Annotated in this window: 12 protein-coding genes; 11 read left to right on the forward strand and 1 reads right to left on the reverse strand. The window is 42.5% G+C overall.

Annotated elements, in window-relative coordinates:
* Nucleotides 1–9: 9 nt before the first annotated feature.
* The 8 genes from MUCPA_RS16715 (at nt 10) to MUCPA_RS16745 (ending at nt 6,523) form a co-directional block, all read left to right on the forward strand.
* Nucleotides 10–1,569: a hypothetical protein gene (locus MUCPA_RS16715; protein ID WP_008507963.1), complete on the forward strand. Its 1,560-nt coding sequence runs from the start codon at nt 10–12 to the stop codon at nt 1,567–1,569.
* Nucleotides 1,566–2,486 (forward strand): hypothetical protein, encoded by a 921-nt coding sequence (locus MUCPA_RS16720; RefSeq protein WP_008507964.1) that lies wholly within the window; start codon nt 1,566–1,568, stop codon nt 2,484–2,486. Before MUCPA_RS16715 ends, MUCPA_RS16720 begins: the two co-directional genes overlap by 4 nt.
* Nucleotides 2,487–2,596: 110 nt before the next feature.
* The gene (locus tag MUCPA_RS16725; protein ID WP_040626066.1) at nt 2,597–3,961 is read left to right on the forward strand and encodes a DUF5689 domain-containing protein; all 1,365 of its coding nucleotides are present in this window, start codon (nt 2,597–2,599) and stop codon (nt 3,959–3,961) included.
* A gap of 6 nt (nt 3,962–3,967) precedes the next feature.
* Nucleotides 3,968–4,267 (forward strand): hypothetical protein, encoded by a 300-nt coding sequence (locus MUCPA_RS16730; protein WP_008507967.1) that lies wholly within the window; start codon nt 3,968–3,970, stop codon nt 4,265–4,267.
* An 86-nt stretch (nt 4,268–4,353) separates the two neighbouring features.
* Nucleotides 4,354–4,605, forward strand: a complete 252-nt coding sequence (locus MUCPA_RS16735; protein WP_008507970.1) for a hypothetical protein — start codon at nt 4,354–4,356, stop codon at nt 4,603–4,605.
* Between the two features lie 23 nt (nt 4,606–4,628).
* A complete protein-coding gene (locus MUCPA_RS38915; protein ID WP_008507972.1) occupies nt 4,629–4,751 on the forward strand; it encodes a putative holin-like toxin in 123 nt (40 codons plus the stop codon).
* Nucleotides 4,752–5,015: 264 nt separating this feature from the next.
* Nucleotides 5,016–5,594: a GNAT family N-acetyltransferase gene (locus tag MUCPA_RS16740; RefSeq protein ID WP_008507974.1), complete on the forward strand. Its 579-nt coding sequence runs from the start codon at nt 5,016–5,018 to the stop codon at nt 5,592–5,594.
* A gap of 11 nt (nt 5,595–5,605) precedes the next feature.
* On the forward strand, nt 5,606–6,523 hold the full coding sequence (locus MUCPA_RS16745) for a helix-turn-helix domain-containing protein (protein ID WP_008507977.1): 918 nt from the start codon (nt 5,606–5,608) through the stop codon (nt 6,521–6,523).
* Nucleotides 6,524–6,754: 231 nt separating this feature from the next.
* Here MUCPA_RS16745 and MUCPA_RS16750 read toward each other — a convergent pair whose 3' ends face one another.
* Nucleotides 6,755–7,087, reverse strand: a complete 333-nt coding sequence (locus MUCPA_RS16750; RefSeq protein WP_008507978.1) for a hypothetical protein — start codon at nt 7,085–7,087, stop codon at nt 6,755–6,757.
* Between the two features lie 294 nt (nt 7,088–7,381).
* On the opposite strand from MUCPA_RS16750, the gene MUCPA_RS16755 reads away from it, so the two are divergent.
* From MUCPA_RS16755 to MUCPA_RS16765, 3 genes are all read left to right on the forward strand, one after another.
* Nucleotides 7,382–7,990 (forward strand): RNA polymerase sigma factor, encoded by a 609-nt coding sequence (locus MUCPA_RS16755; protein WP_063747536.1) that lies wholly within the window; start codon nt 7,382–7,384, stop codon nt 7,988–7,990.
* Nucleotides 7,991–8,104: 114 nt separating this feature from the next.
* Nucleotides 8,105–9,052 carry a FecR family protein gene (locus MUCPA_RS16760; protein ID WP_008507981.1) on the forward strand — a complete coding sequence of 316 codons (948 nt, stop codon included), beginning with the start codon at nt 8,105–8,107 and terminating at the stop codon, nt 9,050–9,052.
* Between the two features lie 120 nt (nt 9,053–9,172).
* Nucleotides 9,173–12,544, forward strand: a complete 3,372-nt coding sequence (locus MUCPA_RS16765) for a TonB-dependent receptor (RefSeq protein WP_008507982.1) — start codon at nt 9,173–9,175, stop codon at nt 12,542–12,544.
* Nucleotides 12,545–12,554: the final 10 nt, after the last annotated feature.

Below are 12,554 nucleotides of genomic sequence, written 5' to 3' on the forward strand. Positions count from 1 at the left end.
TCAAAAGCAATGAAAAAATTTAGAAAATATAGTGTGCTTGTTTTTACAGGAACAATGTTATTACTAACAGCGGCGTGTAAAAAATCAGAAAATTTTTACCAAAGCCTGGTAGATTTGCCTGAGATCAGGAAGATCTATGATAATGCCTATGAGGTAGGAAGCCAGATGATCATTACTGGTCGCCTCAACCCTGACAACGGATTGAAAATAGAGATCGGAGGTATAACAGCAAAGATCACCGGTTTAACCAAAGTGGTGGGAGGCGGTACCCAATACGCACCCTATTATGTTGACCAGGCAACATTAACTATTACCAAAGAAATGGGCATCGGCCCCAACCGCCCCGTTAAGATCACGTCCGCGGGTAATACCATTGACGGGCCGCCCATCGAAATTTTTTCATCTGGTGATTTGGCCGATTCCTTGCAACTGGTTAGTTACAGCACTTTGCCGACAGGTAGCCTACCATTATATGGAATCAATGGTAAAGGGAGTGTTTACCTCTACGACGGGCCAACTAACAGCATCAAAAAAATAGCAAAGGGCGGTACTACAGTTCAGGTGGTCACACCAGCCTCCCTGAAAGACACGTATGGAACATTTGCCATTACAGCTTTTAACGCCGGTGGCGTTGATCCCCAGGAAGAAAACCTTTATTTCTCGGCTGTTACAACAGATGCATCAGCAGATAATGCTGCAAACCTGATCTACCGCTTTTGCAGATACAACATCAAAACGAGTCAATTAACCACCCTTAATCGCACACTATTTTTAAAATCGGCCACAAAGCCGCTTATTCCAACTGCCGGATTACTGGAGGGCAATATCTCACAGGTAAACCTCATGGAACTGACCGGTGTTTACCCCGATAGCAAGGGCAATCTCTACCTTCGGCTGGGAAATATCATTGTCTCTGGAAGTGTTAAAATTGAAAATTCTTACGCCACAGCCAGGTTAACAACTAACGGGGAGTTAAAATATTTGTACAAGAGTACAGTACCGCCGGGTATTCGTGCCTCCCAGCAACGGGAATACACCGCATCAATTACTTTGGTGCCGGGCGTTGGCATGAGCTATAAACAAGGCCCGATTATGCCGGATGAGAACAGGATGTATAGCCTGGCACTCGGTGACGGGCAAATGAATGGTTTACCTACCAGGATACTTCAATACGACCTGTTAAATCAGACCACGCTTTACAACTACACAAAACCCAATATCAATTTCACTAAACCTTATATTTCAGGGTCATTTAATATTCTTACCGCAGTAAGTACCGGCGGATTCTATAATACGCCTACGCTTTTTGGTTTAATGCCCATGCCCGGCGCAAAACTGATGATCTTATACTACCAGGAACGGACGCTGCAATTTGATGATAAACGCTTCCCCGCATTCGGTACAATGAATTTTAACGAGCAACGGGGTGACCGCTATGCGCCGGGAGCTGTAAAAACAAATAATTACAAAATGAATGAAGACGATGTCATGCTCAATTACGACGAAGAGGGTATGATTTATACCACAGCTAACAGTAAAACTTTGATCTTAAAAACACAAAAGCAATGAAATTAAAAAATGTCAAAAAGATAAACCGTTTATTCCCGGTCTTGATCGTTATGCTGTTGTGTTCATGTAAAAAACAGGTCAAAGAGTATTTACCAGGGCCGGAAGCTGCGGGTATCAATTTCTACAATGCTTCAGAAGTGATGAATTCGGCGGCTGATCTGAGAAAAGATAACTACGTATTTATAAATGATTCTGTAGCTAACGGAGTGTTTAAGCAATTTCCTAAGTATGCTGATGTATACACTCCATTAAGCGATCTGAGACAGTATCCGTATAATCGAACAGGTACCATCTTTAATCAATCCGGCGTCATATCCGACCGCTACCAATATGTATACTACATGCCGATAGCTTTAGGAACTTACAAGTTTATCTACAGCGGGCCGAATAAGATATTTCTAAAAGATATGAGCGTTACACTAAACGAAAGAGACGAACTGAACGCGTTGTATTTGGTTGAAAGTCCGGAAGCAGATAATGCCTACCGCGTAGTCAATGTTCCGGAAGCCTACAAAGGCACACCCGGTAAGGTCAGGATACGCTTTGTACACTTGGGTACCGACAGTAAGGAGTTCGTCATTAAACGAGCCGATGCGAATGGACAGGATATAGCTGCCGATCTGCCTAAGAATTTACCTTTCGGTGGTTTCTCCGACTACGTGGAACTGGATACTGCCGGAACATCCGCTACTTCTAAAAATTTTGTATTTAAAATTTATGATGTCGCTGATCCGTCAAAGCAAGTTTTGTCAACGGCCGTTCCGGCGGAACCGAACGGTTCTTTCGTAGTGCTTATTCAGGGTTTCCGGCAGACAACTACAAGAAGAATACCAACCGGCTACGCAAATGGCAATACAACATATCAAACCGTAAATATTTCACCCAATTTTAGGATTAATTTACGCCGGACCTACTGATAGGAAAAAAATAGCAAAAAACTAATAATCAACACTTTAATTTAATTAATACTTCGGTAAAGGCCACGCCTTTGTCTAAAATTCTTGACAACAAAATCCAAAAAAGAAAAATGAAAACAAAAACTATGTTAAAAAACACGGGGCTGGTATTGTTACTGGCGCTGGGAATGGCAAGCTGTAAAAAAGACAAGAAAACAGAAACTCCCACTCCGGAGCCGGTACCGGTAGTGAGCATCTCGATCGACGACTTGAAGAAATTAAGTACCGGCGCAACAGTTTCTGTACCCGACGGGAAAAAGATCAGCGGTATCGTTATCTCAGATGCAACTGCCAAAAATATTGATGCGAAAACAGTAGTGATCCAGGAAGCTGCGGACAAATCGGGTATCATTATCAACTTTGACGCAGCACAAACTTTTGCAGTTGGCGATGAAGTAGAGATTGATATTTCAAAACAAACCCTTGCCCAAATTAACGGTGAAATTGTCTTGGATAAGATCCCCTTAACTAAAGCAAAAAAATTAAACAGCGGAAAAACGATTGCTGCCAGAGCGACGACAGCCGATGAGGTTATTAAAAACGCGGCATCATGGGATGGTACCTTAATTTCGTTATCAAGCGGTTTACTGACCGGCGGAAATGGAAAATACGCGGGTACGCTTGAATTCACGGATACTAAAGGTAATGTAAGTTCTCTTATAACGTCCGGCGCTACTTTTGAAAATAAAACATATATCTCCGAATTAAAATCATTTACAGGTATTGTACGGGTTAACGGGAACGCGATCAGGGTGGATATGCGCGGTGAAGCTGATGCGGTTAAGGCAGATGGCGCTATCGTATACACCTATACAGAAGATTTTCAAAGCGGTGTAAATACTACGGATTATAAAGCTGCTTCAGGTCAAATTTGGCCGTTAACCACGGGTAACTGGATGAATGCCAATATTTATTACGATTTCTCGACCCCAAAAACAGGTGATGGAGGATTTCTGACAGCCGGCAGAAAATATATATACCTGTATGGTGATGTAGCAAAATTACATAGGATCATAACCAAATTTGGCAACAAGCTATCAGGCGTTAAAAAAATCACCATTAAAATTGCTGGTTCTCTGGATGTCAGCAATAACAATGGCACAACCTTCGACCCGACTACCAATTCATACATTGTAAATGTTTTAGGTCTAAAAAGAGAAGCAAATCCTATTTCAAGCTCTGCCTCGGGCGCTTTAATAGATGATGTTACTTTTAATGACCAGGGAAGCTTCCATACGATTACGATCAAGATTCCAACTGCCGCAGACCTGCTTTCCAAAGGCTGGACTCAGGATCAAATTGATTATTTTATGCAAAATCCGAACTTCATTTTCAGGGTTTCAACTACAATATCAACAAATATTGGGGGAATGTTTCCGGCTGTCATTGAAAAAATCGATTTCGGTTTCGATGTAAAACCAACCTGGGCACCATAATTAAACATGCAGGGCATCTCAAAATCGAGGCATGTGCATTTGATGGATGCCCTGCTTCAGTTGGAATACCTTTTAGGTAAGGAATGCGGATGTTTGCAACAGGCAGGTGAATACAGGGCAGAACTGGCAACCATGCATAGTGATTATGAGCGTTTGCTGGGCGAACTGGCGAAAGTCATCACGGATTATAGCGTATTGTATGATGAGGTGAAGATCCGGTTCCTGGGCAAAAAGTTGAAAGAACTGAAAAGGAAATTTCGGTGGAGATGCCGGGTTTCCCGGTGCTGGTGCAAAACATTAGGATAGCTTACGGTACTTAGCCGATCCTCCTAATATATTGATTGTAATCGAGGGCTGTGCAGCAACGCCTGCCCTTTTTAAAACTCCTTTTGATGCGAACTTCATATTTGGCCATCTCAATTTTACTGGTACTGGATATAGCGGTTTTGTTAATCGCCAGATGGTTTGACAGGCGGTATTATTTGCCATTTTTAGAAACGGTCATGAAACAAAAGAAAGAGCCGGTTTGCAACCCAAACCTGATACCCTTGGGTATCATGGCCGCTGGCGGTGGGCTATTGATCTATGCCCTGATCGGCTTTGCCTGGGTATGTTTAACGCATAACATAGATAAACCCAATTAATGCCATTACAATAAAGCTAAACTATGGAAACAGCGACGATGATCGGTTTTGGAATGTTGATCGTTTTTTTGATCGGTGTCATTATAGCCATCATCAATGACACCCGGAGGGAAAAACGTTTTTGGGATGATTGGAAAAAAGAATAACCATTTAAAAACAACAATTATAAATGATAGCCTATGATGTAATTTTACAATTTAAACTAAGAAATTAAAATATTCTGCGTCTACACGCTTCCTGTCTGAGAAAACGACTAAATTTTTGAATAAAAAACAGGAGCAAGTTTACGCCTGCGAAAGTGCGGGCTGGCTTGTTCTGTTTTTTGGGTATTTAGTCGTACCTCTCAGACGGTTCAGGTCATTCCCGCGCTTTCGCATTTAACTGACCTAAACCTTTTATTTGAGAAGCCTATGATATGTGCAAAAAGAACCGATAAACCGCTGGTAACCGACCTGTTATCCGCCGCCTTTAATGACAATTTAAGCGTTAACTATATCGTCCGGCAGGACGATAAACGCAAACAACGTATCCGTGCGCTGATGGATTATTCTTTTGAGGTCTGCTATCGCTTTGGTAAGGTCTGGCTGTCCGAAGATCGAAAAGCCTGCGCACTGGTGCTATATCCTCATCAAAGGAAAACTGATTTGGAAGCGATTTTGCTGGACTTCAAGCTGATCTTTAAAGCCATCGGTCTAGGCGGCATCAAAAAGGCGCTCGACCGTGAAACAATGATCAAGGCCAAACAGCCAAAAGAACCAATGGCCTATTTATGGTTTATCGGCGTCAGTCCGCTTTATCAGCACCAGGGCAGCGGCGGCAGGCTCTTAAAGCAGATCATAGCCGATGCGGAGCAGCAGGATTTGCCCGTTTACTTTGAAACATCGACCGAACGTAACCTGCCCTGGTACGAACAGCACGGCTTTACCGAATATGAAAAGTTCGATTTAAGCTATACGCTGTATTTTCTAAAACATGAAACTGTTAAGTAAGGAGGTGCTATATGTTAGTGTTCGGAACACAGGTGCATATTGTCACCTTTTTATTTATTATAGCCGAGGGGCTCATGTTTTTCATCGAGGCGGTTATATACAGTATTTGGCCTGATAAACGGCGAGGCTGGTACCTGGTGCTGTTAACCTTGTTACTGCTTTATAATGTTACGGGAGGACTTTTTCCCGATCCCAAAATCCCCATCTCTATTTCCTTGCAGGAAATGATCGCCTACGGTACCGGCTTTTTAATGGCATACTATTTTCCCTTTTACTTTTACAAAGCCTTTGACCTTAAATCGCTGCGCTGGCACGCCTTGTTCGGGGTGCCTTTATTCCTGATGCTGCCCTACCTGCTGTTTTTCGTGATCATGTACGCGATCAACGAGGATTTGGAGAAAGATATTCGCTATGGTGTAATTGCGCCTTTTATTTATTCATTAGTTTTGCTTTGGGTGATGTTACGCGCCATCCGTAAACATTACAGGGAAAACCGAGACCGAAGTTACTATATCGAAGAACTGGCGGTCTACTGTGCGGTATCGCCCTGGGCGGCCATGACCGTGCTTTCATGGTTCCAGGTTTCCCAACTAACCGAGGTGCTCTGTACAAATACTGGCTTTTTATTTATTTCTGCCGTGTTTATCCGCAGGTCGATCTTGCTGCACCGCCTGGAGAAACGCCTTTATTTGGGTCAGGCTCCTTTTCAGAACGATCCGGTAAAAGTGGAAGCAAACTGCAAACGCCACAACCTGACCCGAAAGGAAACCGAAATTTCCGGCATGGTCTGCCAGGGCATGATCTACCGAGAGATTGCGGACAAGCTGTTCATATCACTGAGAACCGTAGATAAACATATTGAGAATATATTCGATAAGGTGGGCGTATCGAACAGGGTTGAACTGGCCCGAAAGTTGAATGGTCTTTAAGTTTAAATACCACTACAGAAAATGTTAATAGAATATAAAAAAGCAAAAATCACTATAAATGTGATAAGGGAGAAATAACATGTATGATAACATGCGGGTAATATGCTACTCATATTACCCTTACAACTTTGCATCATATTCATGAATAGCATTTTGTTCTTTATTCATAAATAAGATCAGTTAATAGTTAGAAAGAAAAGGAGAACTGCAAGGTTCTCCTTTTTTGCCTCCTTACTTGGTAACTTCCTTGTGCAAGGCTTTGATCTTTTTAGCGTCCTTTTTCAGCTTCTTTACAAATTCATCCAGTTCTTTTTCTTTAAATCCACTGATCTTAGCGGTGATAATTTCCTTGAGTTCGGCCAGTGGCAGTAACTGGTTTTTCTTATTATAAAAATTCGCATCGACAAAAAATTGGGCAAGATGTTCTTTGCTTTTTGCGCGTATTTTATTGAGTTCATCATGGGAACCGGCTCTTTTGCTGATCTCATCAGAAGTTAGTGTATCATAAAAATCATAATGAATAATATAGTCGATAATGTCTAAAGTGGTCGCGTGTAATTCCATCGTATTGAATATTAATTTAAGTTTCGGTAATTAGGTTAAAGATAAAAAATTCCATAGTAAGTTCTTCACAATCAAAACAATTAGCCAAGTACACCTGAATATCAGGTTATTGATAGGTCTTTATGAAAGGGCTCTCTCTTGCAAAATCTTTGTTACAAAGAATCACCGAATGATAAATAACCATACTTGAAAAGTTAGCCAAAACGATCTAAATACCTGTTCTCTTAAATTCAGCTCTATCCCCATAATATAAAATTAATTTTAACTTAATGTTCTTTGCCTACCTTTGAGCGGATGCAGGTAAAGGAATTACATACGGATGAGAGCCTCATAGCAAGATTGCAAAATGATGATCCCGCTGTATTCCCGCTTTTATTCACCCTCTATTGGAAAGATTTATACAGGGCTGCCTATAACCGTCTGAGTGATCAATCCGAAGCGGAAGATATGGTTCAGGATATTTTCACCGATATATGGGAAAGAAGATACAGCCTGGAGATCAACACCTCTTTAAAAAACTACCTGCATAGTTCGCTCAAATTCCGGATGATCCGGATGCTTAGTCGCGCCAACCTACACAAAAAAGCATTGGAGCATTTATTGTACCGGATGTCGGAAATGGAAACGACCATACTGGATGTATTGGCAACATCAGATGTGGAACGTACCTTATCACAAGCGATCAGTTCGTTTCCGGAAAATATGCGCAAGGTATTTACGCTCCGCAGTGAAGATTACACCATCAAAGAAATTGCCGAAGCTTTGGGACTGGCTGAACAGACCGTAAAAAATAATGTGACGGAATCTTTACGGCGGCTAAAAATGGTACTGCACAAGGAGCATCCCGATGTGACCAATTCTTTTTATACCCTGTTGGTTGTCGTCCTATTAAAATCCAAGTAATTCCCACGATTGAAATTCATTCGAGCTGTTAACATAAAGTTAACGGTTTAATAACGGTTTATTGAGGTACCATTTGGCCTGTTATGTCACTTAACCTGTATAAACGCAGAAAAAGTGAAACAAAGAATTTTAAAAAGACTGTTGAAGCGCTACCATAACGGGACCGCAAACCAGGCGGAACGTTTTATCGTTGACCGCTGGTATGATTCTTTTGCCGATCATGATCAGATACCCGGCTTGGAGGATGACCTGGCAGCCGGTGAAACAGCACAACGGATCTTTGGCAAGATAAAGTTTCAGAGGCTAACTAAGGCATGGTATTATCGCCCTGGCTATCAGATCGCCGGTTGTTTGGCACTCCTATCTGCATCATTGCTTGTACTCTACACCCGCCACGAGGGTAATTCACCTTTGCAACATGCTGTCGTTTACCATACCCTTAAAGGCCAGACCCAAAAGATCCTGCTGAAAGACAGCACAGCGGTTTGGCTGAATGCCAACTCAACGATGGAGGTATTACCAGAATATGCTAAAGAAACCCGTCAGATAAAACTAACCGGGGAAGCTTACTTTGATGTAAAACACGACCAGAGGCATCCATTCATCATAGCCACGCAAGGTATCAAAACACAGGTATTGGGTACATCCTTTAATATTTCTGCCTACCCGGTTTTAAATCAGCTGGAAGTAACAGTTAGAACAGGAAAAGTAAGCGTGAGCAATCCGCAAGCCTTATTGGCAACCCTGCTGCCGGGCAAATCGCTGCACTATAATAGGACGAACCACCAAGTAACGGTAACCGACGAAAATCCTGAACTGATGATCGCATGGCGTGATGGCCGGACATTGGTTAACGATGCTTCGTTTCGTGAATTGGCAGAGATCTTCAGTAATACCTTAAATGTGAAACTGGTAAGTAAGGATAAAGAAATTAACAACTTACAGTTCCGCTTATCACTGGATAGAAAATTATCAGTGGACGACAATCTTAAATTAATCGCAGGTATACACCAATTAAAGTATAGGAGAATTGAAAGTAATGTAATAGAGTTATACAAATAACAGGTGTGATCGGGCAAAGGCCCGGAAAAAAACAAGACCTGCTTACGACAGGTCTTGCAAATTGCCTGCTTACGACAGGCAACAAATAAATAATGGACAGACCACTAAGTTTTCAAAAATATGGAAAAATACAGAACGTGTGTACTTACGTTCCCTCTTAATTTTATTTTAAAAAAGACAGGATTTATTCTCTTACTACTTTTAGGTATCAGCAGCTCGCCTGCTAAAGCAGCCAATGATGATAAAAAAATAACGATCACATTTAATGCAGGAGAAAAACTTGATCATGCATTAAAAAGACTGGAGGAAGCTTCCGGTGTAACAATGGCGTATGATCCCAAAGCGACCTCGGTTATTACCGTTAAGGCTAAAACATTTACAAATACCGATTTAACGGAAATTCTAAAATTCTTATTGACAAATGCTGGTTTTTCATTTAAAAATGAGAGCGGAAGCATACTGATCTATAAAAGCCCAAACGCATCAGCCGGCGGCGGCCCCGGCACCCTTAAAGGTCGCGTTGTAGAATTTGAAACCTCGCAGCCCCTGCCTGGGGCGTCAGTATACATTGTTGAACTACAAAAAGGTATGCAGTCCAATATCGATGGATATTATAGCTTCACCAATATTCCATCTGGTAAATATACGGTTCAGGTATCATATGTCAGCTTCGCAACAGAAAAAGTAATTGTAGAAGTCAAGCCAGGCAAAGAAGCGACCTATGATATTAAATTGCAGGGATCTAACTCATTAAAAGAGGTAGTGATCAGCAGTGTCAAAAAAAGCCGTGCCCCCGTTTCACATACCTCTGAACGCCAGGTATTGGAAGAAGTCAAGCAGGCATCAATGGTGGTATCGGCCATTTCCTCTGAACAGATCAGCAAATCTGCCGACAGAAATGCCGCTGAAGTTATGCAACGCGTATCGGGGGTAACTACTGTAGATGACAAATTTGTCATTGTTCGCGGATTGAATCAAAGGTATAATTTAACATATCTTAATGATAACGTAGCGCCAAGTACCGAGTTATATAGCCGGGCTTTCGCGCTCGACCTGATACCAAGCAGGATCATTGATAAAATATTGGTCTTCAAATCTCCATCACCCGAAAACCAGGGCGATGCCACAGGCGGCGTGGTCAAGATCTACACCAAGGATGCAAAAAATTTAAAGCATTTCGACATCGAAGTGCAGACTGGCTTGCGAGAGGGTACAACCTTTAAAAATGTGCTTACCTATCAGGGCGGAAAATTTGATTTTTTAGGTTTTGACGACGGAACGCGCAAACTACCAACTGTAGTACCAGCCTACGGTAGTTTACAAAAAGCTACCATCTCCCAGCAGCAATATGCTAAAGGCTTTTCCCCTTATTTGTATTTGGGGCAAAAACAGGCATTACCTACCATTCAGATAACAACAAATTACTATGATAGCTACAAGTTGTTTGGGAAACCGTTGTCGATGCTAACTTCTTTCAGTTACAAACACGAAGATCAGCAAGCCAATATTTATCGCCAGCAAGGTATAGATGATGCCTTTAAAAGTACCATACCGAATGACGCGATAACCTTCGAAAATAATAACCGGGAGAGCGCTCAATTAAACCTGCTGCAAAACTTCACTTACAGGCTGCGGGATAGCAGTAACTTACAGTTTAAAAACTTCTTGTTACAACAAGGTGTGTCAACAACCATAGAAAAAGTATTTCACCGCCGGGCGATGGCTGATCAACGGGCTTTCGATAATAAAGATATCGTTCTTTCCTACAGCCAGCGTTTTTTATATGCAGGTAATGTCGGCGGAACACACTATTACGGCGGCGGTAAACATCGTTTTGACTGGAATGGTGGCTTAACCTACAGCAGCCAGGAACTTCCGGATCAGCGGGTAATCCGGTTGCAGGCTCCGCTAACTGCTTTTACAACCGGCGACCCCAACCTTTACTGGTTCGCAAGGGGCAGAAAGGGTGATCCGGAAGATTCCGAAAATCAAAGCAGGATCAACCAGGGTATGATTTCCCGCACCTGGACGCGCAATAACGAAGGGATTTACAATGCTTCACTGGATTATACTTACAAGTTTAAGCCCTGGCTGTTCCTTAAAGCTGGAACGTTTCAGCAATGGAAGGAGCGAAAAGTTTTCAGAAGGGTTTATACCGTACACGAAGGTGACTTTACAGGCACTTACAGCGATTACATAACGGCACCGGGGGGATATGGCACATACGTTGACCCCGCCCTTACAGCGTTCAAGCAACAAGATCTCAGCAGACTCTGGTCTGCCAATTATCTGCGGGATGACAAGACCGGCTTATTGGTTGTCGATAATACACAAGGTAGCGACGCTTACACGGCTACTGAACAGAACAACAGCGGTTACGCGCTTATGAGCTTTACACCTGCTCACCGGAAATTTGAAGTTTACGGCGGCGTTAGAATTGAATATGATCGTCAGCGGGTAGGCGCGGCGGTTCAACCTACCGATCAGGGTGGAATCAATCGTCCAGTGCTGGTCAATATTTCCAAACTGGATATATTGCCATCCGTTAATGCAAGCTATCGTCCGCATGATAATTGGGTGCTCAGGGCCGCTTACGGCAAAACGGTTAACCGTCCCGAGTTCACGGAAATCTCTCCGTTTAATGATTACGACCTGGAAAACAATACCAGAAGACAAGGTAATCCCTATTTGCGCCCGGCAACCGCATCTAATTACGATCTTAGGCTGGAGTTTTATCCCCGTAAGAACCAATATGGGGAAACCATCTCAATTGGCGCTTTTTACAAGACCCTGCAAAATCCGATTGAACGGATCAACGCCAGTGATCGTATTTTAAATAACCCAGCATTAATTACTTTTCAGAACGCCGCAAGGGCTTCCATTAAAGGGGTAGAATTTGAATTGCGAAAAAATCTGGACTTCATTCCGGGTAACTTGTTCAAGCGTTTATCGGTTATCGGCAACCTTACGCTGATCAGAAGCGAAGCCATTAAAGACAGCGCCGACGTAGCCAATGAGCAAAAAGATCAACCTGATAAGCGGATAGGTAATTTTATCATCAAACGCCCGCTACAGGGCCAGGCACCCTATATTGTAAACGTCGGCTTATACTATGATAACGCATCGACAGGCACGAAAATATCAGGCATTTACAATATCGTGGGCACCCGCATCTACGCGGCGGGAAGAGGGTTTGCTGCTGACCCAACTTTAAATGGATCTCAATTCCGGGGAAGCCTGATGGAACTGCCGCGGCATGTGGTTGATATTTCGGTAACACAACGTATCGTGAAAACCATCCAGGCCAGATTTTCGGTTCAAAACCTATTGAATAAGCCAATCGAAATGGCGGAAGATTACAATTTTACTTCGAAATATGAACCTGTAAAAACCGTGGTAACTGATGGCGTTACCAAAGTTGAAGGAGACAATATCGCATCAAGATACAATCCGGGCAGGCATTATGTATTGTCATTTTCTTATTCATTTTAATAAAGCGCAC

The sequence above is a fragment of the Mucilaginibacter paludis DSM 18603 genome, from assembly GCF_000166195.2.
Lineage (GTDB): Bacteria > Bacteroidota > Bacteroidia > Sphingobacteriales > Sphingobacteriaceae > Mucilaginibacter > Mucilaginibacter paludis.